Origin of the sequence: Streptomyces sp. NPDC048504, from assembly GCF_043200035.1 — a bacterium.
In the GTDB taxonomy this organism is placed as follows: domain Bacteria; phylum Actinomycetota; class Actinomycetes; order Streptomycetales; family Streptomycetaceae; genus Streptomyces.
Window position 1 is genome coordinate 251,851 of the sequence record NZ_JBICXA010000012.1, and the last position, 23,095, is coordinate 274,945.

Here is a 23,095-nt window from a genome sequence, read left to right on the forward strand (position 1 = left end):
GACAGCGACTGTCGTACGGTGACCGCTCACTGTGGGGGAACGAAAGGGTGGGAATGGGAATTCACGGGGGCGACTCGGTGCGTACACTGCCGGACATCCTGCGGGAGCACGCGGCTCGGATCGATGGGAAGACCGCGTACCGGGACGACCGACGTGCCGTCACCTACGGGGAGTTGGAGCGGCGCACCGGCCGGATGGCGGGGCATCTGGTTCGGCTCGGGATACGGCGTGGGGACCGGGTCGCGATCCATCTGGGCAACCGGGTGGAGCTGGTGGAGACCTGGCTCGGGGTGCTGCGCGCGGGGGCGATCGGCGTGTTGCTCAACCCTGCCGCGTCGGAAGAGGAGTTGGCGTATTTCCTCGACGACAGCGGTGCCGTGGCGGTGGTGAGCGAGGAACCGCTCGCCCAACTGGCCTCCGGACAAAGGATGATCGTCGTCGGACACGACGGGCCGACCGACGGCACGATCCCTTTCGAAAGCCTTGCCGGGACGGATTCGGGTACGGCGCCCCGCGACGACCTCCATCTCGACGAACCGGCCTGGATCCACTACACCTCGGGCACCACCGGGCAGAGCAAGGGCGTTGTCTCCACGCAGCGTTCGGGACTGTGGTCGGTGACGGCGGCCTACGTACCGGCGTACGGACTGGAGCAACAGGACCGACTTCTCTGGCCGTTGCCGATGTTCCACGCCCTCGGCCACTCCGTGTGTCTGTTGGGCGTCCTCTCGGTCGGTGCGACCGCACGCGTCCTCGCACCGGGCGCGAACGTCGCCGAGGCACTGAACTCCGAGCCGTTCACGATCCTGGGCGGGGTGCCCGCCACCTACCGCCTTCTGCTGGAGTCGCTGCGCGAGACGGCGCGACCGGTGCCACCCTCGCTGCGCGTGTGCGTCAGCGGAGGCGCGCCCTGCTCCCCGGAGTTGCGAGATGAGGCCGAACTGGCCCTGACCGCACCCCTGTTGGACGGGTACGGCTCCACGGAGACCTGCGGGAAGATCGCGATCGAGCGGCTCGACGACCCCCGTGAAGAACCCTCGCGCGGTTTCCCGCTGCTGGTGCTGGACGTCCGGATCACCGATCCCTCCACCGGCGCCGAGGCCGCCGACGGGGACGAGGGCGAGATCTGGGTGCGCGGGCCCGGACTGATGACCGGCTACCACAACCGTCCGGACGCGACCGCCGAGGCGTTCACCGACGGCTGGTACCGCACCGGGGACCTAGGTCGGCGCGACGCGAACGGCCATCTCCATGTCACCGGCCGTGTCAAGGAGTTGATCATCCGGGGCGGTGTGAACATCAACCCCTCCGAAGTGGAGCGGGTGTTGCTGGCCCGCCCCGACATCGCCGACGCCGCTGTGGTCGGCCGGCGGCACGACGTGCTGGGCGAGGTACCGGTGGCGTTCGTCGTGCCCGGCCCGGACGGGGTCGACACGGCGCTCGCCCTCGCCGCCTGCCGGGAACGGCTGTCCGGGTTCAAGGTGCCGGACGAGATCTATCCGACCGCGTCCCTCCCCCGTACCGCGTCCGGCAAGATCGCCCGGGCCGTGCTCGCCGAGCAGCTGCCGGAGCGCCTCGCGGCGGAACGTACGACCGCGTCGGCCGCGCTGCGGGAGCGACTCGCGGCCGCGTCCGACGCCGTACTCGACCTGGTTCTCGAAGTGACGGCACGGACTCTCGACGTGCCCGTGCGGGAGCTGGACTCCGAAGTGCCGTTCAACGAACAGGGATTGACCTCGCTCGGCGCTGTCCTGCTGCGCGACCGCCTGGGCACGGCCACCGGCCTCGCCCTGCCCGCGACGCTGGTGTTCGACCACCCCACGCCCGCCGCCGTGGCGACACTGGTCCGCGACACGCTGCACGGCGACAGCCCCGCGCGTACCACTGGAGACGGCCATGACGCCGAGCCCGGTGAACCGATCGCCATCGTGGCCATGGCCTGCCGCTACCCGGGCGGAGTCGAATCCCCGGAGGATCTATGGCAGTTGGTCGCCGACGGCACCGACGCGACCTCCGACTTTCCCGCCGACCGCGGCTGGAACGTGGCCGACCTGTACGACCCGGACCCCGACCACCTCGGCAAGTCGGTCACCCGCCGGGGCGGATTCCTGGACCGGGCAGCCGACTTCGACGCGGCCTTCTTCAACATGTCGCCCCGCGAGGCCCTCGCCACCGACCCCCAGCAGCGACTGCTCCTGGAGACCGGCTGGGAGTTGCTGGAGCGGGCGGGCATGGACCCCACCGGTCTGCGCGACAGCGACACCGGCGTCTTCGTCGGCGTCATGCACGCCACCTACGCGAGCCGTCTGCTCCACCGTGGCGCACACGAGTTGGAGGCGCATCTCGCCCTCGGTTCGGCGGGCAGCGTGGCCTCCGGCCGTATCGCCTACACGCTGGGGCTGCGCGGGCCCGCCGTGACGGTGGACACCGCGTGCTCGTCGTCGCTGGTCGCGATGCATTCGGCGGTACGGTCCCTGCGCGACGGGGAGTGCTCGCTCGCCGTCGCCGGCGGCGTCACGATGATGGCTTCGCCCGGCCCGTTCATCGCGTTCAGCAGACTGCGCGGGCTCGCCCCTGACGGCCGCTGCAAGCCCTTCTCTGCGGCGGCCGACGGCACCGCCTGGGGCGAGGGCGTCGGCCTGGTCCTACTGGAACGGCTCTCCGACGCACGACGCAACGGCCATCCCGTCCTCGCCGTACTGCGCGGCTCGGCCGTCAACTCCGACGGCGCGTCCAACGGCCTCACCGCGCCCAACGGCCCTGCGCAGCAACGGGTGATCCGATCGGCGCTGGCCGACGCGGGACTGTCCCCGGCCGACATCGACACCGTGGAGGCTCACGGCACGGGCACCGCGCTCGGCGACCCGATCGAGGCCCACGCGCTCCTCGCGACCTACGGCCAGGACCGCACCGTCCAACGCCCGCTGTGGCTGGGCTCGTTGAAATCCAACCTCGGCCACACCCAGGCCGCGGCCGGTGTCGGCGGCGTCATCAAGACCGTCCTGGCCATGCACCACGACCGACTCCCCCGCACCCTCCACGCCGAGGAGCCGTCCCCGCACGTGGACTGGTCATCGGGGACCGTGCGACTCCTCTCCCAGGACGAGGAATGGCTCCCCGAGCCCGGCCGCCCGCGACGAGCGGCGGTGTCGGCGTTCGGCATCGGCGGAACCAACGCGCACGTGATCCTGGAGGAGCCCGAGGCGGCCGTAGTCGACGAACCGTCCCTTCGTCGCCCCGTGACACCTCCGCTGCTGCTCTCCGCCGCGAGTCCGGCAGCCCTGCGCGAACAGGCCGCACGCGCCGCCGACTTCCTGCGCGCCCACCCCGAACTCCCCTTGTCAGACCTGGCGTTCACGCTCGCCACCTCCCGAGCCGCACTCCCCCACCGAGCCACCGTCCCCGCCGACGACCGCGCGGCGACGCTGACCGCGCTCGACAGCCTGACGGCATCTGCTCCACCACACACCACCAACACCTCCGCCCGTCTGGCCCTGCTCTTCACCGGCCAGGGAGCTCAACGAACGGGCATGGGCCGGGAGTTGTGCGACACCTTCCCGGAGTTCGCGATCACCTTCGACGCCTTGTGCGCACGTTTCGACGCCCATCTGGAACGTCCGCTGCGCTCGGTCCTGTGGGACACCGACGCGGGCACGATGCTGAACCGTACGGACTTCGCCCAGGCGGCTCTGTTCACCTTCGAGGTGTCCGTCTTCCGACTGCTCGAATCCTGGGGCGTACGGCCGGACTTCCTCGCCGGACACTCGGTCGGCGAACTGGCGGCGGCCCACTGCGCGGGTGTGCTGTCCGAGGCGGACGCCGTCGAACTGGTCGCGGCGCGCGGGAGATTGATGCGGGAGCTGCCGGAGGGCGGCGCCATGGTGGCGCTCGACGCCACCGAGGCGGAGGTGACGCCCGAGCTGACCGACGGGGTCGCGATCGCGGCGGTGAACGGCCCCCGCGCGGTCGTGGTCTCCGGCGCGGAGGAGCCGGTCCTCGCGCTCGCGGAGCGGTTCGCCGTACGCGGCCGTCGTACCGTCCGGCTACGGGTCAGCCACGCCTTCCACTCCCCTCTCATGGAGCCGATGCTCGCCGAATTCCGGCGTGTGGCAGGTGAGTTGACATACCGCTCCCCCGCCATCCCGGTGATGTCGGGCCTGACCGGGCTTCCCGCCACCGGGGACGAGCTGCGGTCGGCCGAGTACTGGGTACGGCATGCCCGTGAGGCCGTACGGTTCGGGGACGCCGTGCACTGGCTGGCGCACGGTGGACGGGTCACCGCGTTCGCCGAGATCGGCCCGGACGCCCAGCTCACGGCCCAGGCCGCCGCGAGCCTGGCCGGGACCGGCCAGGAACTCCTGTTCACCCCGGCGGCCCGCCGGGACAGCGCCGAGCCACGGACGGTGTTCGATGCGCTGGGCCAACTCCACGTCCATGGCGTGCGGTTGGACTGGCGCCGGGTTTACGCGGACAGCGGCGCCCGACGGGTCGACGGTCTGCCGACCTACCCCTTCCAGCGTCAGCGCTACTGGCTGCCCGACACCGGTGCCGCCGCGAGCGTCGGTTCCGGGCACCCGCTGCTCACGCAGACGGTCACGGTGCCGGGCACCGAACGCCTGCTGTGCACGGGCAGGTTGTCCGGCGCGGCCCAGCCGTGGCTGCGCGATCACGTCGTGAGCGGGCACACCCTCGTGCCCGGCGCCGCGTTCGCCGACCTCGTGCTGCACGCGGGCGACCTGTGCGGTCTCGCGGTACTGGAGGAACTCGCCCTGCTCAACCCGCTGTTCCTCCCCGAGGACGACGAAGCGGGCCTCCAACTCCAAGTGGTCCTGGGCGAGCCCGAGGACTCCGGGCGCCGAAGCGCGGACGTGTACGCGCGGCCCGAGGAGTCCGGCGCGCTCGGCGCCTGGACGCAGCACGCGACCGGTCGACTCGGCCCGGCGGTTCCCGGCGTCCTGGACGACGCGCTCTCGCTCACGGCGTGGCCGCCGACGGGTGCTACGCGGGTGGATCTCTCCGGTGCCTACGAGCGGGTGGGCGAAGCCGGGCTGGCGTACGGTCCGGCGTTCCAAGGGGTCACGGCGTTGTGGAGGCGGGACGAGGAACTGTTCGCCGAGGTGGGCCCGTTGCCGGTCGCGGACGCCCGGCACCACATGCTCCACCCGGCCCTGCTGGACGCCGCCCTGCACCCGGGACTACTCGCCGAGCCCCCGACCGGCGCACCCCGACTGCCGTTCGCCTGGCGGGGGTTGACCCTGCACGCCACGGGTGCGACGGCCCTGCGCGTCCGCATGAGGACAACCGGCCCGGACTCGATCACCCTCGACCTCGCCACCCCGACGGGCGCGCCCGTGGCCCGGCTGGAGTCGATGACGACCCGACCGGCACCGGAGATGGGTCCCACCCCGGCCGGAGAGCTGTACCGGCTGCGCTGGACGGGCGTTCCGGCCTCCGGCGAGGCACCCGCCGTAGCGATGTCCGAGACGGACGACCTGAACCTGGCCGCGTTCCTCGCCTCCGCCGACGACGAGTCGTCCTGGTCCGAGGAAACACCGGAGTTGGTCGTGGCGTCCTTGTCCGCTCCCGGCGACACGAGCACGGACCCGGCCGCCGCAGCGCACGAACTGACCGCACGGGCACTGCAGTTGCTGCAAACACATCTCACCGGTTCCGGGCGGCTGGCGGTGGTCACGCGCGGCGCCTCCGAGGCCTCCCCCGATCTGCCCGCCGCCGCGGTCTGGGGCCTGGTGCGGACCGCACAGTCCGAGTACCCACAACGCCTCACCCTCGTGGACATCGACGGCCGTCCCGAGTCGCTACGACAGGTGTCCGCCGCCCTCGCCACCGGCGAACCCCAAATCGCCGTCAGGGACGGCATGTTGAGCATCCCCCGACTGGCGATCGCACCCGGTCCGACGACCGACGGCTCACTCGGCGGGGGCACTGTCCTCATCACCGGTGGCACCGGGTCCCTGGGGGCGATGTTGGCCCGGCACTTGGTCGACCGACACGGAGTTCGACGACTCGTACTCCTCAGCCGACGGGGTGAACAGGTGCCGGGCGCGCGGGAGTTGCGGGACGATCTGCAGCAGGCGGGCGCGCAAGTGGACCTCGCGGCCTGCGACATCTCCGAGCGGGACCAACTCGCCGCCGTGGTCAAGACGTTCGGACCCGACCTGACCGCCGTAGTGCACGCGGCCGGGGTTCTGGATGACGGCGTGCTGGCCTCGATGACTCCTGAGCGGCTGGCGGTGGTGATGCGGCCGAAAGCCCATGCGGCTTGGCAGTTGCACGAGTTGACGAAGGATCTGCCGCTGACGCGGTTCGTGCTGTTCTCGTCGGCGGCCGGGCTGTTGGGCAATCCCGGTCAGGCCAACTACGCGGCGGCGAACTCCTTCCTGGATGCGCTCGCCCGCCATCGCGCTGAACTCCGTCTGCCCGCACTGTCGTTGGTCTGGGGTGCGTGGGGGGACGAGGAGGGCATGGCGGCGCGCAGCGGGCGGGTTCACGGCGGGCCGGTGCGCGCGGTCTCCCCTGAGCAGGCGTTCGCGCTCTTCGACGCCGCGCTCGGCAGCGGCGAACCGGTCCTCGCGCCACTGCCGTTGGACCGCTCGCCCAAGGCGATCCCGGCCGGGACGGTCATTCCGCCGCCGCTGCGCGGGCTGTTGCGCGCGGAGCGGCGGTCAGCCTCTTCCGCCATCCCGGCGGACGCCGCCGCCGGGTCCTGGCGGGACCGGTTCGCGGCGCTGCCCGTGCCCGAGCGGCTGCCCGCGCTGCAGGCGCTGATCCGTACCGAGGTGGCCGGTGTGCTCGGGCACTCGGACGCCGACGCGGTCGACCGGGATTTCTCGGAACTGGGCCTCGACTCCTTGATGCGGGTCATGCTCTGCAACCGGTTGAGCCTGCTGACCGGGACGCCCCTCGCGGTCACCGTGGCCTACGACTGGCCGGACACGGAACAGCTCGCCGAGCATCTGTACGGCGAGTTGCGCGGCGGTCTGCCGGACGAGGTCTCGGCCGCGACCGTCCCGTCGCCGGTCCGGGCCGGTGGGCGCGGGCGCGGTGCCGGGCGGTCCCTGCCTGCCCTGTACAGGAAGGTCTGCGAGACCGGTGATGTCGTATCGGCCATGCATCTTCTGGTGACCGCATCCATCGGTGCGCCCGTCTTCGGGCCCGAGGAGGCCGCCCGGTACGCGCTGCCGCCGTTGCGGCTGGCCGCCGGTACCAGAGGTCCCGCCCTCGTCTGTGTTCCCGGCTTCGCCGGCAACCTGGGCCGCCCCTGGTACGCGGGGCTCGCCCCCTGTTTCGAGGGCGAGCGGGACGTCTTCGAGGTGCGGCACTCCGGCATCGACGGCGGAGACGCGGTGGCCCGGGACCTGGAGTCGCTGACGAAGGCGCACGCCACGGCCGTACGGCATCAACTCGGTGACCGGCGTTACGTGTTGGTCGGTCATTCCATGGGCGGTACGGCCGCCCACGCGCTCGCCACCCGGCTGGCGGACCTCGGTGCTCCCCCGGCCGGGCTCGTGCTGATCGACTCGTACCACGTCACCCCGGACCGGGAGGCCGAGCCGTGGCTGCTGTCCCTTCCCGCACGGATTCCGCTGATGGTCGGCGAGAGCTTCGACACCATGGTGGACGATCTGACGCTGCTGTCGCTGGGCGCGTACACCCGGATGTTCCGGGGCTGGCGGCCCGAGCCCACCGAGGTGCCCACCCTGCTGGTGCGCGCCTCCGAGCCGCTCGCGGACATGCCGCGGGAGTGGCGTTCGTCCTGGCCGGATGTGCGGGACATGGTGGACACCGCCGGCACGCACCTGAGCGTGCTGGAGGAGGACGCCGCGACGACGGCCAAGGTCATCCGTGACTGGATCGACGCGCTGGCGTAGCCCGGTACGAAACCCAATATCTACGTCGGCGACATGAGAAATGAAATTAACGTCCGCACACGGCCGATCGCGCCGTGCTACTATTGATCTCAGTTGCAGTTGTGGTTGCCAAACCCTTCAGATGCCCGCACCGCCCTCCGGGACGGTGGAGCATTTTTTTGTGTGTCCGGTTTCTTTCCGGCGGGGTGATCATCACGGCGACACGGAGTCCGCACACTGCGGGCTCCGGTGACCGCCCCGAAGGAGAACAAAATGGCCAGTGGCACCGTGAAGTGGTTCAACGCGGAAAAGGGTTTCGGCTTCATCGAGCAGGACGGTGGCGGCGCTGACGTCTTCGCCCACTACTCGAACATCGCCGCCCAGGGCTTCCGCGAGCTGCAGGAGGGTCAGAAGGTGACCTTCGACATCGCGCAGGGCCAGAAGGGCCCGACGGCCGAGAACATCGTTCCTGCGTAACGACGACGTTTACTTCGCAGCTGGGGCCCGCACCTTGGGGTGCGGGCCCCAGCTCGCTGCATTTTCCAAGCTTTCGGCGATATTCCGCCGAAGCCACCGGCTCGTTCTTGCGATTCTCTGCGCCGTTCATTCACCGCGGGAATTCCTTGATACGTGCCATATCAAGGAAGGTTCCACATTTTGAACCGCGCACGTACGAATGACCGCTTCTCGCGAAAGCGTAATGGAAATCCGGAATCCGGAAAGAGCGGCGGCTACCGCTCGGCAGCCCCGTCCGGCAACCGCGCCGGCGCGCCGCGCCGCTCCAAGGGCGGCGGTGGCCGACCGGCCGCCCTGCAGGGCGAGTTCGCGCTTCCGAAGACGGTGACTCCCGGCCTTCCCGCCGTGCAGGCGTTCGCCGAACTCGACATGCCGGCCAAGCTGTTGGCCGCGCTCGGCCACGAGGGCGTCACCGTCCCGTTCCCGATCCAGGCGACGACGCTCCCCAACTCCCTCGCCGGCCGTGACGTACTCGGCCGCGGCCGCACCGGCTCCGGCAAGACCCTCGCCTTCGGCCTCGCGATGCTGGCCCGTACGGCGGGCCGTCGCGCTGAACCGCGAGCGCCCCTTGCCCTCGTCCTCGTCCCCACCCGCGAGCTGGCCCAGCAGGTCACCGACGCGCTCACCCCGTACGCCCGCGCCGTCAGCGTGCGGATGACCACCGTCGTCGGCGGTATGTCGATCGGCCGTCAGGCCGGTGCGCTGCGCGGTGGCGCGGAGGTCGTGGTCGCGACTCCGGGACGCCTCAAGGACCTCATCGAGCGCGGCGACTGCCGGCTCGACAGCGTGTCCATCACCGTCCTCGACGAGGCCGACCAGATGGCCGACATGGGCTTCATGCCGCAGGTCACCGCGCTGCTCGACCAGGTGCAGACGGGCGGCCAGCGGATGCTGTTCTCGGCCACCCTGGACCGCAACGTGGACCTCCTGGTCCGCCGCTACCTGACCGACCCCGTCGTCCACTCCGTCGACCCCTCCGCGGGCGCGGTCACGACGATGGAGCACCACGTCCTGCATGTGCACGGCACGGACAAGCAGCGTGCGACCACCGAGATCGCGGCGCGCGAGGGCCGGGTCATCATGTTCCTGGACACCAAGCACGCGGTGGACCGGCTGGTGAAGCACCTGCTGAACAACGGCGTCCGCGCCGCCGGTCTGCACGGCGGCAAGTCCCAGCCGCAGCGCACCCGCACGCTCGCCCAGTTCAAGGACGGGCATGTGACGGCGCTGGTGGCGACCAACGTCGCGGCGCGTGGCATTCACGTCGACAACCTCGACCTGGTCGTCAACGTCGACCCGCCCACGGACCCCAAGGACTATCTGCACCGCGGCGGCCGTACGGCCCGTGCGGGCGAGTCCGGCAGTGTCGTCACGCTGGTCACCCCCGACCAGCGCCGTGACTTCACCCGGCTGATGACCGCGGCCGGCGTCACCCCGGAGGTCACCGCGGTGCGCTCCGGCGAGGAGGAGCTGACCCGGATCACGGGCGCCCAGGCCCCGTCCGGCGTCCCGGTCGTCATCCAGGCCCCGGTCGTGGAGCGCGAGCGCACCCGTCGTAGCCCGTCCTCCTCGTCGTCCCGGGGCCGTCGTGGCCGTCCGGCCGGCGAGGGCGGCCGGTCCGCCGGTGGCGCCGCGCGACGCAGCGGCGGCAGCGGAAGCAGCAGCCGGGGACAGCGACGGTCGTCCTTCGGCCCTGCGGCCTGAGGACCAACTCGGCGCCTTCGGGCGCCCGTTCGGCCCCCGATCCTCCATTTCTCTCTGTGAGGCAACATGCGCTGTGTCATCGCCCGGTATCCCTTCGACCTCACCAAGATGGGTGTCCTGGAGACGATGAAGGGCATCAAGCCCGAGCTGATCACGGGTGAGTCCGTGACCATCGGGCGGCGCCGCTACCCCGTCAAGCAGGTGGGGCAGGTCATCACCCGGCAGGACCCCCGTGACTTCAACAGTGGCGAGGTCATCCGGGCCATGACCCGGCTCGGCTTCACCTGCCACGGCCTGCCCGAGGTCGTGCCCGTGCACGTCCTCACCCCGCTGGAGAACGCGTCCGCGCTGCTGGGCAGCGGCGCGGCCCAGGACGTGTAGCAGCTGCACCAGTACAGCCGAGAGGGCCCTGCCGACGCGCGTCGGCAGGGCCCTCTCGGCGTTCCCACAGCGATCCACGGGCCGGACGGCACCCCTACTGAACGGGCAGATGAACAGCGGGTTAGCATATGAGCGCCGCCTAGCTCGAAAGAGAAATCTGTGCCTGTCAACGAGGACTCGTTCACCAACTGGAAGACCCGCGAGGAGATCGCGGAGTCGATGATCCCGATGATCGGGAAGCTGCACCGCGAGCGGGACGTCACGGTCCTGCTGCACAGCCGCTCCCTGGTCAACAAGTCGGTGGTCAGCATCCTCAAGACCCATCGGTTCGCCCGCCAGATCGCCGGCGAGGAGCTCTCCGTCGTCGAGACCCTCCCCTACCTGCGGACGCTCACCGCACTCGACCTGGGCCCCTCGCAGATCGACATCGGCATGCTCGCCGCAACCCACCGGAGCGACGAACGCGGGCTCTCCGTCGAGGAGTTCACCGCCGAGGCCGTCGCCGGCGCCACCGGCGCCAACAAGATCGAGAGCCGCGAGGGCCGCGACGTCGTCCTCTACGGCTTCGGCCGCATCGGCCGCCTGGTCGCCCGCCTGCTCATCGAGAAGGCCGGCTCGGGCAACGGTCTCCGGCTGCGCGCCGTCGTCGTTCGCCAGGGCGGGGAACAGGACATCGTCAAGCGGGCCTCGCTGCTGCGCCGCGACTCGATCCACGGCCAGTTCCAGGGCACGATCACCGTCGACGAGGCGAGCAACACGATCATCGCCAACGGCAACGAGATCAAGGTGATCTACGCGAGCGACCCGTCCGAGGTCGACTACACGGCGTACGGCATCAAGGACGCCATCCTCATCGACAACACGGGCAAGTGGCGTGACCGGGAAGGACTTTCGCAACATCTGCGGCCCGGCATCGACAAGGTCGTGCTGACCGCGCCCGGCAAGGGCGACGTCCCCAACATCGTGCACGGCGTCAACCACGACACGATCAAGCCGGACGAGCAGATCCTGTCCTGCGCGTCCTGCACGACCAACGCGATCGTGCCGCCGCTGAAGGCGATGGCCGACGAGTACGGCGTGCTGCGCGGCCATGTGGAGACCGTCCACTCGTTCACCAACGACCAGAACCTGCTGGACAATTACCACAAGGCCGACCGGCGTGGCCGTTCGGCGCCGCTGAACATGGTGATCACCGAGACCGGTGCCGCCTCCGCCGTGGCCAAGGCGCTGCCCGACCTGAAGGCGCCGATCACCGGCAGTTCGATCCGGGTTCCGGTGCCGGACGTCTCGATCGCGATCCTCAGCCTGCGGCTCGGCCGCGAGACCACCCGCGCCGAGGTCCTGGACTACCTCCGCGATGTCTCGCTGACGTCGCCGCTCAAACGGCAGATCGACTTCACCACCGCCCCCGACGCGGTGTCGAGCGACTTCATGGGCTCGCGCCACGCCTCGATCATCGACGCGGGCGCCACCAAGGTCGACGGCGACAACGCGATCCTCTACCTCTGGTACGACAACGAGTTCGGCTACTCCTGCCAGGTCGTCCGGGTCGTCCAGCACGTCTCCGGGGTCGAGTACCCGACGTATCCCGCACCGGCCGTCTGACGCGGCGCGCTGAACGTGTGACGGCCCGGCCACCCCCAAGTGAGGGCGGCCGGGCCGTCGTTGTCACAGACGTGCGCAGAGATGCGCTGTGTCAGCGTGTACTGCGCTTACCTCGGTACAGCACGACGAATCCGGCGACGAGCAGCAGCGCACCGGCCACCGCGGGCCAGAGATTCGCGCCAGTCTCCGCCAACCCGCCCTGCGCCTGTGGCTGGTTGGGGCCCACGGCGGCGTAACTCTCCCCGCCCGAGGACGAAGCGGGCGGCGTCGTCACGGCGCTGCCGACCTCGCCGCCGGAGCCGTTGTCCGAACTCCCCTGCGTCTCGGAAGACTTGGACCCCTCGGTCTTCGTGTCGGCCTTGGGGACCGAGACGGCGGTCGTCAGATCACCGGGGTCGGTGGTCTGGGTGTCCGTGGGCTCGGGGGCGTTGGTCTCGGTGTCCGGGGCGCTCGTCGCGGGATCCGCGGTGGCCTGGCCACCGTTGCCGCCGTTGTCACCACTCCCGGTGTTCCCGCCGTTGCCGCCGTTCCCCTCGTTGCCGCCGTTCCCGGCGGGCTCGTCGGACGCGGTGGCCGTGGGCGCCGCCGTAGCGGTGTCGGTGGCCGACGGGGACTCCTGCGGCTCACCGGAACCCCCACCGGACCCGGAACCGCCACCCGTACCGGAGCCGTCACCGGAGCCAGAGCCGTCGCCCGAGCCCCCGGGGTCGTTGTCCGTCCCGGCGCCGCACTTCTCGCCGTTGTTGATGCAGTTGACCATGTCCTTCATCAGGCCCTCGTCGAAGACGTTGATGAAGTCGCCGTGGTCCGTGACGGGCTTGTGCTGCTGCTCGGGGAAGGAGTCCACCGCGAACAGCGGGGTCGTCTTGCCGCCGTCCTGGAGGCTCGGCGCGTCCACGTCGTAGACGATCCGCTGCACCAGCTGCGGGATGGCCTCGAAGCCTGCCGGGCAGGAGCCGTCGGCGGCCTCGAACGCCACGTGGGTGCGGTGGTTGGCGCTGTCGATGTTGCGGCCGTCCCAGCAGCTCTGGAACTTGAAGGTGCGCACCACGTCACTGCCCGCCGGGCACAGCGGGTACTTGTCCTTGAGCTGCCGGTCCTCGAACCCGGTGCAGCTCCAGGAGGCGTTGGCGTTGGCCGGGCCGTTCACGAAGGCCTTGGCGTCGCCGGTGATGATGCGCAGGAGGCGCGGCATCGCGACGACCTTGCTCTTCGGGTTGCCCACGAACGTCAGCGTGGCCGCCTTCGCGGTGACGATCTCACCGGAGTTGCCCTCGGTGCCGCCGCCGGGCTTGTCGGCGTCCTGCTCCTGCTTGCCGTTCTGGAGGCGCAACACGGGCCAGTAGTAGGTGGACTTGTCGCCCGGGTTCTCACAGCTCGTGTTCGCCTTCGCCAGGTCGTCGTCGCTGGCGAACGCGTTGTTGGACTGGTTACCGATGTAGTCGTGGAAGTGGTGGGCGCCGTTGGTGACTCCGGGCGCGACGATCACGTTGTCGGAGTTGAACAGGCCGTTCTCGTTCACGCCGCACGCGGTGACGAACGTTCCGCTGGAGGCGTCGGCCTGATCCTGCGGGGTGTTCACGTTGGGCTGTACCGAGGTGATGTCCGCGTAGTCCGAGGCGACGGGCCCGTTGGTGGACGGCTGGTTGCCCTGCTGGCCCTGGCCGTCACCCTGCTGCTGGTCCTGGCTGGTCGGGTCGGCGCTACCGCTCTGATCGCCGCCGCCGCCGTTCTCGTCGCCGTTCGTGGGGGCGATCAGGGTGCAGCCGGCGAGTGCGTCGAGGCCCTCCGGGCGGTCCCCGACACGAGCGATGGCGTCGTCGATCCGCCCGATGGTCGCGGCCCGCTTCTCCTTCAACGGATTCATGATCGCGTTGTCGGCGAAGGAGGCGTCCTGGCGGATGGACTCCGTCGAGTCCTTCAGTTTCTGGTAGGCCTCGGTTATCTGCTGGTCCAGAAGCGCGAGTTGGGCGTCGACCTCCGTCTTCGCCTCGTCGGGGACGGTCGTCAACTGGGTGCCGATGTCCGGGCAGTCGATCGTCGCACCGCTCGACGCCGCATCGGGAGACCCTTGCTGGGACGAGTCACCGCCCCAACCGCCTTCGGACGCCGACGCGTAGACGTTCGCCGCCACCAGTCCTCCGCCGCCCAGCATCAGGGCGACTGCTGCCATCGTCGCGCGTCGTGCGCCTGTGGGGCGTCTGCGCGTGTTGCGTGCCAAGGAAGTTGCTCCTACACGTATCGGTCGGCCCGGATCGTCCCGGCATGGAAATCCCCCGTCCCAATACGGAGCCGGATGCCGGAGTGTTCAACCGTCCCAAAAATTCATAGCGACCTCACATGGATCACCGGACCCGGCGGGCCCATGAGCCATCGACTCCATGAGGCAGGACACGTTTGGGAGAGGTAAAGGTCACAAAAACGTATCGGACATATCGCGCTTCAACCTTCACACGAGGCACACACGTTGGCTAAGTTGACGCTCAGACCGTACGACCTACTCCGGCGATCAGCGCCGGGCCGCACGGTTTGCGCCGAATCCGGTGTGTCGCTCGCGACAGCCGGAACCGGGGACCCAACCGACTTGGGGTGAATCGGCCCAACTGCCCGTCCGGGCAAGGGTCGTAGGGCAATCCTTCCGTGATCGACCGCCCGAACCCGACAGCTAACCCGGTAGGCGCGATACGGAAGGAGCACGTCTGCCATGCCGGCAGAACGAAGTACGCGCACCGGAGGCAGTGGCCCCACCGTGGACGACCGACCCAGCCGTGACGAAGTGCAGCGGCGGATCAACTCCCTTTACGACAGGGCCGAGACGGCCACCGGAAACTACAACGCCACGCGCAAGATGTCCGGGGGTCCGCGCAAGCGTGTCGAGCCCCGTCCCAGCGCGTCGCGCCCTTCCGATCCCGCTCTCGACGCCGTCACCAAGCAGTGGTTCGACCGGGCCCGTGCCCAACTCGGCCCGACCGTACCGGCGGTCCTCCCGCCGGGCAGGACTCCCGCCCGTCCGGCGGCGGCCCGGCCCGAGCGCCCCGAACGACGCCCCGAGCCCGAGGGCGGCGCCCGGGCGCTCGAAGCACAGCCCGGCCGCGCCGTGGCCGAACTGACCGCGGGGACCGGCGCACCGGAGCCCGCTGCTCCTCACCTTGCAGCGCCCGTCGCGGAGTTGATGCCCGCGCCCATCGCCGCCCTGCCGCCCGCCGCGCCGCAGGCACCCCAGATGCCGCAGATGGTCCAGATGCCCCAGGCGACCGTCCTCGACCTGCCGCCCGTGCCCGCCGTCGAAGTGCCGCCCATGCCCGTGGTGGAGGCACAGCAATTCGCCGTCGCGGCGCCGGCCTTCGACCCGCTCACCGCGGACCTGGAGCTGCTCCCGTACATCGCCGCACCACGCACCGAACCGGCCCCGGCGAGTGCTACCTGGCCGCCCCCGGAGGCGACTTGGTCGACCGGGTCGGTGCCCATGGTCCCCGAACAGCAGATGTGGTCGACCGGGCAGATGCCCGTCGTGGCCGAGCAACAGACCTGGTCCACGGGGCAGATGCCCGTCGTGCCCCAGCAACAGGCATGGTCGACCGGGCAGGTCCCCATGGTGACCGAACAACAGCCTTGGTCGACCGGGCAGTTCGCTGCGGCATCGGAGCAACCCGCATGGTCGACCGGGCAGTTCGCTGTGGCAACGGAGCAACCCGCCTGGTCCACCGGGCAGATTCCGATGGTGCCCCAGCAGCCCACCGGGTACACCCCGCCGGAGCCGGACTGGCGCCCGCCGCAGCAGGAGTGGCAGCCGACCCCGCCCGCCGCCGAGGTCTCCTACGCCGCGGCCCCGGCCGCCGCCCCTGAGTTCACCCTGCCCACGGCTCCGACGATGGCCCCGGAGATCATTCTCCCCCCGGCCCCGACCACCAGCCCGGCACCCGCCGCGGCCGCACCCGCCGCACCGCAGGACCCCGCCACGCTCAGCAAGACCAGCACCGCGCTCGCCTTCGCCCGCGCACAGATCGGCAGGCCCTGCCTGTGGGGCGCGGCGGGACCGGACGCGTACGACTGCTCCAGCCTCACCCAGGCCGCCTGGAAGGCCGCGGGCGTCCTCCTCCCGCGCACCGCCCAGGAACAGTCGGGCGCCGGCGCCCTCGTCCCGCTCACCGACATCCGCCCCGGCGACCTGATCTTCTTCTACGACAGCATCGACCACGTCGGCCTCTACACCGGCAACGGCCTGATGATCCACGCGCCGAGCCCGGGTACGCCGATACGCGAGGAGTCGATCTTCTACGCCGGCGCCGCCGCCATCCGCGGCGCTGTACGGCCCGCCTGATCCGATCGGGGCCGGGCATTTCCCGGCCCTGACCGCACACCCGGCGACACTCCCGGCCAACCGCGTCATAGACCCGTACGAGTGGTGCATCCTGGGACACGGTCGTAGCGTCGACAGAGACACGACGACCGTGCCCCGGCAGGCGGGCCCACCGCTGGTGCGGGGCGACGAGGACGAAGAGGCGGCCGGGAGCGGACATGTACAAACACACCATGGTCGGAATCGTCACGCTCAGTGCCGCGGCCCTGCTCGGGCCGGCCGTCGGCACCTCGTCGGCAGCCCCGACCACGGTCCCGGTGACCGCCCACCGACAGCTCCAGGACCCCGTGCTCGTCGACTGCCTGTGGCATCCCGAGGTGCGCCCCACCGACTTCATGCTCGCCTGCGGCGACGGCAACAGCCGCCTCACGTCGCTGCGTTGGACGTCCTGGAACGACAACTCCGCGACGGCCACGGGCGTCAACTGGGTGAACGACTGCAAGCCCTATTGCGCGGTGGGCAAGTTCCACTCGTTCCCGGTCACCGTCCGGCTCGACACCCCGCAGACCTGGAAGCGGCATCCGCAGGCGCGGCAGTACACCGAGATCACCCTGACGTACTCCGGCGCGCGGCCGGACAAGTTCCAGCACACCGTGACCTACCCCCTCTGGAGCTGACTCAGAGCGCCAGCTCCACCACCAGCGGCCGGTGATCCGAGATCGCCGTCCTCGGTGCGTGCGCTGTCGCTGCGGCGTCCGCGCCGAGCCCTGTCGCCAGGATGTGGTCGAGCTGCACGAGCGGCCGGTGCGAAGGGAAGGTCGCCCGCCGCGCCGGACTCCGCCAGCCACGCGGCGCGGTCGCGTTCAGGGTGAGCCGGGGAAGGGCCCCGAAGAGGTTGAAGTCGCCCATCAGCACCTGCGGTTGGGGCAGATCGGCGATCCAGCGGCGCACGGTGCGCAGTTGCCCGATGTTCCACCCCGGCACGAACGAGAGATGGACGGCCACGACGGTGAACGGGCCGTGCGGTCCTTCCAGTACGGCGGCCAGCGCGGCCCGGGGCTGATCCCGGGCCAGCACCGGAGCGGCCCGCCCGGCCACCCGCAGCGGCATGCCGAAGGGCGCCGCCGGGAGCCGTAGGGCCCGCCACTCGTGGACCGGGAGCCGGGAGAGCAACGCCAGTCCGTGCGAAGGGACTTCGGGCCGCTGCTGCCCCTCGGGGCCGTAGACCCGCATCCCGGGCTCGGTCGGGTCGGAGACCCAGCCCCGGCCCGGCACGGAACGGCAGTGCAGCGCGGTCGCGTACCTCCAGTCGCGTGCGCCCGAAGCGTCGGCGGCGACCGCCGCCTGATCGACACCGCCCGACCGTTCCTGGAGACAGTCGATCTCCTGGAGCGCCACCACGTCGGCGTCCAGCGCCGCGACGGCTTCGGCGAGGGGTGCCGAGGGATCGCCGGGGGCAACGGGGTCCGGGCGGCCGTCCGGCTGGATCCGCCGGCCGTGCAGCACGTTGAACGTCGCGCATCTCACCAGTAACTCACCCATGATCAGGCCGCATTGTACGTAGGTCGCCTGTGGGACGGCCCACCCCGTCGCGAAATGTACTTGCGTAACTCAACGAATCGGTTATAGTTGAGTAAGTTAAGCAACCTTACGCGGCCGCATCACGGAGGCGCAGCGTACGGAGCGGATGGAGACCGCCATGGACGACGCGCCCCGGACCCCGGCCGCTCCCGGTCCGCTCGCCTCCTTCGCCAGGTTCGTGGCGCTGGGCGGCGGTGCCGGGCTCCTCTCCAGCGGTGCCGTGGCCCTGCTGGCCGAGCGGCTGCCCTGGGCGCTGGCGAACGCGCTGATCACCGTCGTCTCCACCCTCCTGTGCACGGAACTCCACGCCCGTTTCACCTTCGGCTCGGGCCGGCACGCCGGATGGCGCCAGCACGGGCAGTCGGCGGGCTCGGCCGCGGCGGCCTACGTGGTGACCTGCGCCGCGATGTTCGTCCTGCACATGGTTCAGTCGTCGCCGGGGATGCTGACCGAGCAGATCGTGTACCTCGGCGCTTCGGGGCTCGCGGGCCTCGCCCGGTTCCTGCTGCTGCGGCTGTATGTCTTCGTCGGCGGCCGGACCCGGACGGCGGCGACCGGATCGTGGCAACTCCAGCGCCTTGAGGGCGTGTTGGAGGCTCCGGCCGCCGCAGGAGCCTCGCAGCAGCGACAGTTCGCACTCGCCTCCCCGTGACATCACGCCATGACCAGTTACGCTGACCGTTTCCAATTCACAGGCGGCGGGGGCATGTTCACCAAACAACTGGTAGTGGGCGGACTGACAGCACTTCTGATCGGAGCGCTCAGCGCATGCGGGGGCGGAAGCGACGACAGCACGCGATCCGCGTCCGGCGTCGGGCAGGGCAGTTCAAGTACTCAGCAGCAGGCCGGCCCACTCCCGACACCGTGACCGGTCTCCGTGACTCGCTCCGGCATCTCGCCAGGCGGACGGCGAAGGGCACCCGGCCGCACACCGTCACCAAGTGTACGCCCGCCACCAAAAAGGTCCGGCACAAGTCCAGTTCGGGATCGGGCTCCAAGAAGAAGACCCGTACCTGGTACACCACGGAGCAGTACCGCAAGTGCTCGCAAGTGCACAGCGGCACCGAGACGTACACCCGGACCGTCCGCAAGGAGCAGTGGTGTGTGAGCCTCGACGACGTCGGCGGCGACACCGCCAAGGACGATGTCTGGTACCAGGTCACGCGGGCCGTCTACGACGAGGTCCGCACGGCGGACGATCACGCGCGCGTGGAATTCGCCCCGGCCGGAACGGGTTGCTGAGAGGTAGGTCCGACTGCGGGGCGCCGGAACGAATTACGAATCGGGTCCCCGGACTTCGAGTCAATTCGTGATCACAGACGTACCTGCGGTCATGGGCGCCCCGCGCCGACCCGCCACGTCACCGACCCGGAGAACAGGCACCCCATGAACGCATCCGCACCGCACAGCTCCGCCGCCGACGGAACCGCCCAGATCGGCGTCACCGGCCTCGGCGTGATGGGCCGCAACCTCGCGCGCAACTTCGCCCGCAACGGCTACACGGTGGCCGTCCACAACCGGTCGCCGCACCGCACCCACGAGTTGATGAAGGAGTACGGCGACGAGGGCGCCTTCGTCCCGGCCGAGACGGCACAGGAGTTCGTGGCCGCGCTCGAAAAGCCCCGGCGCCTGATGATCATGGTGCAGGCCGGTCCGGCCACCGACGCCGTGATCGACGAGTTCGCCGCGCTCATGGAGCCCGGTGACATGATCATCGACGGCGGCAACGCCCACTTCGCCGACACCCGCCGCCGCGAGGCCGCCCTGCGCGACAAGGGTCTCCACTTCGTCGGCGCTGGTGTCTCCGGCGGTGAGGAGGGCGCGCTGAACGGGCCGTCGATCATGCCCGGCGGTTCGGCGGAGTCGTACGCCGTGCTGGGTCCGATGTTCGAGTCCGTCAGCGCGAAGGTCGACGGTGAGCCCTGTTCCACGCACATCGGGACCGACGGCGCCGGGCACTTCGTCAAGATGGTGCACAACGGCATCGAGTACGCCGACATGCAGCTCATCGCCGAGGCGTACGACCTGCTGCGCCAGGTCGGCGGCTACACCCCGGCCGAGATCGCGGAGATCTTCCAGCGCTGGAACGAGGGGCGGCTCGGTTCCTACCTGATCGAGATCACCGCCGAGGTCCTCGGCCACACCGACGCGGAGACCGGCAAGGCGTTCGTCGACATCGTCACCGACGCGGCCGGCCAGAAGGGCACCGGTCGCTGGACCGTGCAGACCGCGCTGGAGCTGGGTTCGCCGGTCACCGCGATCGCGCAGGCCACCTTCGCGCGCGCCTCGTCCAGCCAGGGCGACCTGCGCGCGGCCTACCGCGGCCTGCCCGGCGGCACCACTCCCCCGCTGAGCCGCACCGAGGCCGACCGGTTCACCGCCCAGGTGGAACAGGCGCTGTACGCCTCGAAGGTCATCGCCTACGACCAGGGCTGGAAGATGATCCAGGACGCGGCGACCGAGTTCGGCTGGTCGATCGACCTGGCCGCGGTCGCCGGGATCTGGCGCGGCGGCTGCATCATCCGCGCCTCCTTCCTCGACCGTATCCGTGCCGCGTACACGGCCGACCCGGGGCTGGTCAGCCTGCTGGGCGAGGAGCGCTTCGCGCAGGAGATCGGCGACGCGCAGGTCCCCTGGCGTGAGGTCGTCGCCTCCGCGGCCCGCCGCGGCATCCCCGTCCCGGCGTTCTCCGCCGCGCTCTCGCACTACGACACACTGCGCGCCGACCGGCTGCCGGCGGCCCTGCTCCAGGGCCAGCGCGACTTCTTCGGCGCCCACACCTACGGCCGTACGGACCGCACCGGTATGTTCCACACGCACTGGTCCCGGCCCGGCCGCCCGGAGACGACGGCCTGAGCCGTCCGCGCACGACGTTCCGGCCCCTCCTGCTCAGGCAGGGGGGGCCGGAGTTCTTTGCGCCCGCTACGCGTCGGCGGTGGCGGGCGCTGCCGTGCTGTCGCGTATGACGAGCTGCGTGGGCACCAGCGTCGTGCCGTGCTCGTCGCCGCGGTCCCGCATCCGCCGTAGGACACCCTCGACGCACAGGCGGCCGACCTCGGCGAAGTCCTGGTGGACGGTGGTCAGGGGCGGCAGGAAGGAGCCTGCCTCGGGGATGTCGTCGAAGCCGATGACGCTGACGTCCTCGGGGATGCGCCGACCGCGCTCATGCAGGGCCCGCAGCAGTCCCAGGGCCATCTGGTCGTTGGCCGCGAACACCGCTGTGCAGTCGGTCTGTTGGGCGAGTTCCAGTCCCACGCGGTAGCCGGACTCCGCGGACCAGTCGCCGCGTACGACGGGGGGCACGGGCCGTCCCGCGTCGGTGAGTTCGGCGCTCCAGGCGTCGGCGCGGCGCTGGGCCGCGAAGGACTCCTCGGGGCCCGCCAGGTGCCAGACCGTGCGGTGGCCGAGGTCGAGGAGGTGGCGTACGGCGGCGCGTGCCCCGCCGTTCTGGTCGGTGTCGACCACGCTGTAGCGGTCGCCCGCGTCGGAGTCGGCGACGACGACCTGGACATGGGGCGGCAGGGAGATGGTCGCCGCGTCCAGGAGGTGGACCTCCATGATGGCGATGACGGCGTCGACGGCGAGTTCGCCCAGCCGGGAGAAGGCGCCGCGCACCTCGTCCTGGGTGGGCACGGCGACCGGCAGGAGCGTGACGGCGTAGCCCTCGTGCGCGGCGGAGGTGGCGATCGCCTCCAGGGTGCGCATGTTGCCGGTGGTGGAGAGGTTGAAGGTGATCACGCCGATGGTGCGGAACTCACCGCGTTTCAGCGCGCGGGCCGCGCTGTTGGGCCGGTAGCCCAGCTCCTTCATGGCGGCGAGGACCTGTTGCCGGGTCTCCTCGTTCACGCCCGCGAAGCCGTTGGACACGCGGGAAACCGTCTGTGACGACACGCCGGCGACGCGTGCGACATCCGCCATGGACGCGCTCGGGGCGCGTCTCGACGACCGTTTCCCGCTGCGTCTGCGTGGCTTCTCCGTACCGCCCGAGGCACTGTCCACTGTGTCCACCTGTATCCCTCACATATCGATCCGATCGCCTCGGCCGTGTTTCACCAAACGACCCTTGACCACCGACATTGGGGCAGTGTAGACATGCCGCCATCAGATGTTTACGTAAACATAACAGGCCGGGGCCGTTGTGGACCGGGCTGTTTACGCAACATCGCGACGGCGTGTGACGCCGGTTCCGAGATGGACGAGCGAGGAACTACATGACGACGCTTCAACCCCCTGCGGCCGCGACTCGGCCTCCTACCAGGCCGTCGGCCCAACGCGACCGCCGTTCCTGGACAGGGTGGGGTTTCATCGGACCCTTCGCGGTGGTCTTCGCCTTCGTCTTCCTGGCTCCGATCGCGTACTCGATCTACCTGAGTCTCTTCCGCGACCAGCTCATCGGCGGCAACCACTTCGTCGGCCTGGACAACTACAAGCAGGCCTTCCAGGACGACCAGTTCTGGTCCTCCCTGGAGCGGGTCTCGCTGTTCCTGGTGATCCAGGTGCCGATCATGCTCGGCATCGCCCTGTTCGTGGCGCTCGCCCTGGACAGCGGCCGGCTCTTCGGCCGGGACTTCTTCCGGATCTCGATCTTCCTGCCGTACGCCGTGCCCGCCGTGGTCGCCACCCTGATGTGGGGCTTCATGTACGGCACCCAGTTCGGTCTGGTCGGTGACATCAACAGCGCCTTCGACGTCACGCTGCCCGACCCGCTCTCCGCGCACCTGGTGCTGGCGTCGATCGGCAACATCGTGACCTGGGAGTTCGTCGGCTACAACATGCTGATCTTCTACTCCGCGCTGCGGGTCATCCCGACCTCGCTGTACGAGGCGGCGGAGATCGACGGCGCCGGGCAGTTCCGCGTCATCACGGCCATCAAGCTCCCCGCGATCCGCGGCGCCCTGGTCATCGCGACGATCTTCTCGATCATCGGCAGCTTCCAGCTCTTCAACGAGCCGAGCATCCTCCGCCCGTTGGCGCGCAACGCGATCACGACGGACTACACGCCGAACTTCTACACGTACTCACTGTCCTTCAACGGACAGCAGCACAACTACTCCGCGGCGGTCGCCATCATCATGGGGCTGATCACCATGATCATCGCCTACGTCGTGCAGCTCCGCGGCATGCGCAAGGGAGCCTGAGC

The 23,095-nt window shown here is 70.2% G+C and carries 14 protein-coding genes and 1 riboswitch; of the genes, 11 read left to right on the forward strand and 3 right to left on the reverse strand.

Annotated elements, in window-relative coordinates:
* Positions 1–77: 77 nt before the first annotated feature.
* The 5 genes from ACGFY9_RS28955 to ACGFY9_RS28975 all read left to right on the forward strand — a co-directional run bounded on the left by ACGFY9_RS28955 (position 78) and on the right by ACGFY9_RS28975 (position 12,074).
* Entirely contained in the window at positions 78–7,889 is a 7,812-nt protein-coding gene (locus ACGFY9_RS28955; RefSeq protein ID WP_393758923.1) for an alpha/beta fold hydrolase, read from the forward strand.
* A gap of 252 nt (positions 7,890–8,141) precedes the next feature.
* Positions 8,142–8,345, forward strand: a complete 204-nt coding sequence (locus ACGFY9_RS28960; protein WP_019056860.1) for a cold-shock protein — start codon at positions 8,142–8,144, stop codon at positions 8,343–8,345.
* Positions 8,346–8,525: 180 nt separating this feature from the next.
* Positions 8,526–10,088 carry a DEAD/DEAH box helicase gene (locus ACGFY9_RS28965; protein WP_393758925.1) on the forward strand — a complete coding sequence of 521 codons (1,563 nt, stop codon included), beginning with the start codon at positions 8,526–8,528 and terminating at the stop codon, positions 10,086–10,088.
* Positions 10,089–10,154: 66 nt separating this feature from the next.
* Positions 10,155–10,469 carry an SCO5918 family protein gene (locus ACGFY9_RS28970; RefSeq protein WP_393758927.1) on the forward strand — a complete coding sequence of 105 codons (315 nt, stop codon included), beginning with the start codon at positions 10,155–10,157 and terminating at the stop codon, positions 10,467–10,469.
* Between the two features lie 159 nt (positions 10,470–10,628).
* Positions 10,629–12,074, forward strand: coding sequence for a glyceraldehyde-3-phosphate dehydrogenase (locus ACGFY9_RS28975; protein ID WP_393758929.1), 1,446 nt, complete (start codon positions 10,629–10,631; stop codon positions 12,072–12,074).
* 91 nt (positions 12,075–12,165) lie between these two features.
* Here the strand turns inward: ACGFY9_RS28975 and ACGFY9_RS28980 are convergent, their stop codons facing one another.
* Positions 12,166–14,247, reverse strand: a complete 2,082-nt coding sequence (locus tag ACGFY9_RS28980) for a DUF1996 domain-containing protein (RefSeq protein ID WP_393759064.1) — start codon at positions 14,245–14,247, stop codon at positions 12,166–12,168.
* Between the two features lie 349 nt (positions 14,248–14,596).
* A riboswitch (cyclic di-AMP (ydaO/yuaA leader) is annotated at positions 14,597–14,770 on the forward strand.
* A gap of 8 nt (positions 14,771–14,778) precedes the next feature.
* Here ACGFY9_RS28980 and ACGFY9_RS28985 point away from each other — a divergent pair.
* Entirely contained in the window at positions 14,779–16,395 is a 1,617-nt protein-coding gene (locus ACGFY9_RS28985; RefSeq protein ID WP_393758931.1) for an NlpC/P60 family protein, read from the forward strand.
* Between the two features lie 197 nt (positions 16,396–16,592).
* The gene (locus ACGFY9_RS28990; protein WP_393758933.1) at positions 16,593–17,051 is read left to right on the forward strand and encodes a hypothetical protein; all 459 of its coding nucleotides are present in this window, start codon (positions 16,593–16,595) and stop codon (positions 17,049–17,051) included.
* A gap of 1 nt (position 17,052) precedes the next feature.
* On the opposite strand, the gene ACGFY9_RS28995 is transcribed toward ACGFY9_RS28990, so the two are convergent.
* Entirely contained in the window at positions 17,053–17,916 is an 864-nt protein-coding gene (locus tag ACGFY9_RS28995; protein ID WP_393758935.1) for an endonuclease/exonuclease/phosphatase family protein, read from the reverse strand.
* 157 nt (positions 17,917–18,073) lie between these two features.
* On the opposite strand from ACGFY9_RS28995, the gene ACGFY9_RS29000 reads away from it, so the two are divergent.
* The 3 genes from ACGFY9_RS29000 (at position 18,074) to gndA (ending at position 20,811) form a co-directional block, all read left to right on the forward strand.
* Positions 18,074–18,607 carry a GtrA family protein gene (locus ACGFY9_RS29000; protein ID WP_393758937.1) on the forward strand — a complete coding sequence of 178 codons (534 nt, stop codon included), beginning with the start codon at positions 18,074–18,076 and terminating at the stop codon, positions 18,605–18,607.
* Between the two features lie 212 nt (positions 18,608–18,819).
* Positions 18,820–19,197, forward strand: a complete 378-nt coding sequence (locus tag ACGFY9_RS29005) for a hypothetical protein (protein WP_393758939.1) — start codon at positions 18,820–18,822, stop codon at positions 19,195–19,197.
* A gap of 144 nt (positions 19,198–19,341) precedes the next feature.
* Complete coding sequence (gene gndA, locus ACGFY9_RS29010) at positions 19,342–20,811, forward strand: NADP-dependent phosphogluconate dehydrogenase (protein WP_393758941.1); 1,470 nt, start codon at positions 19,342–19,344, stop codon at positions 20,809–20,811.
* Positions 20,812–20,877: 66 nt separating this feature from the next.
* Here the strand turns inward: gndA and ACGFY9_RS29015 are convergent, their stop codons facing one another.
* Positions 20,878–21,873: a LacI family DNA-binding transcriptional regulator gene (locus ACGFY9_RS29015; RefSeq protein WP_393758943.1), complete on the reverse strand. Its 996-nt coding sequence runs from the start codon at positions 21,871–21,873 to the stop codon at positions 20,878–20,880.
* Positions 21,874–22,166: 293 nt separating this feature from the next.
* Between ACGFY9_RS29015 and ACGFY9_RS29020 the strand changes: the two genes are divergently transcribed.
* A complete protein-coding gene (locus ACGFY9_RS29020; RefSeq protein WP_393758945.1) occupies positions 22,167–23,093 on the forward strand; it encodes a carbohydrate ABC transporter permease in 927 nt (308 codons plus the stop codon).
* Positions 23,094–23,095: the final 2 nt, after the last annotated feature.

What these genes read in the sequence shown, in the direction of transcription:
- ACGFY9_RS29020 (WP_393758945.1), top strand. Translation starts at nt 22,167, where the DNA reads ATGACGACGCTTCAACCCCCTGCGGCCGCGACTCGGCCTCCTACCAGG.
- gndA (WP_393758941.1), top strand. Translation starts at nt 19,342, where the DNA reads ATGAACGCATCCGCACCGCACAGCTCCGCCGCCGACGGAACCGCCCAG.
- ACGFY9_RS28990 (WP_393758933.1), top strand. Translation starts at nt 16,593, where the DNA reads ATGTACAAACACACCATGGTCGGAATCGTCACGCTCAGTGCCGCGGCC.
- ACGFY9_RS28960 (WP_019056860.1), top strand. Translation starts at nt 8,142, where the DNA reads ATGGCCAGTGGCACCGTGAAGTGGTTCAACGCGGAAAAGGGTTTCGGC.
- ACGFY9_RS29015 (WP_393758943.1), bottom strand. Translation starts at nt 21,873, where the DNA reads ATGGCGGATGTCGCACGCGTCGCCGGCGTGTCGTCACAGACGGTTTCC.
- ACGFY9_RS29000 (WP_393758937.1), top strand. Translation starts at nt 18,074, where the DNA reads ATGGACGACGCGCCCCGGACCCCGGCCGCTCCCGGTCCGCTCGCCTCC.
- ACGFY9_RS28980 (WP_393759064.1), bottom strand. Translation starts at nt 14,247, where the DNA reads ATGGCAGCAGTCGCCCTGATGCTGGGCGGCGGAGGACTGGTGGCGGCG.
- ACGFY9_RS28985 (WP_393758931.1), top strand. Translation starts at nt 14,779, where the DNA reads ATGCCGGCAGAACGAAGTACGCGCACCGGAGGCAGTGGCCCCACCGTG.
- ACGFY9_RS28970 (WP_393758927.1), top strand. Translation starts at nt 10,155, where the DNA reads ATGCGCTGTGTCATCGCCCGGTATCCCTTCGACCTCACCAAGATGGGT.
- ACGFY9_RS28995 (WP_393758935.1), bottom strand. Translation starts at nt 17,916, where the DNA reads ATGGGTGAGTTACTGGTGAGATGCGCGACGTTCAACGTGCTGCACGGC.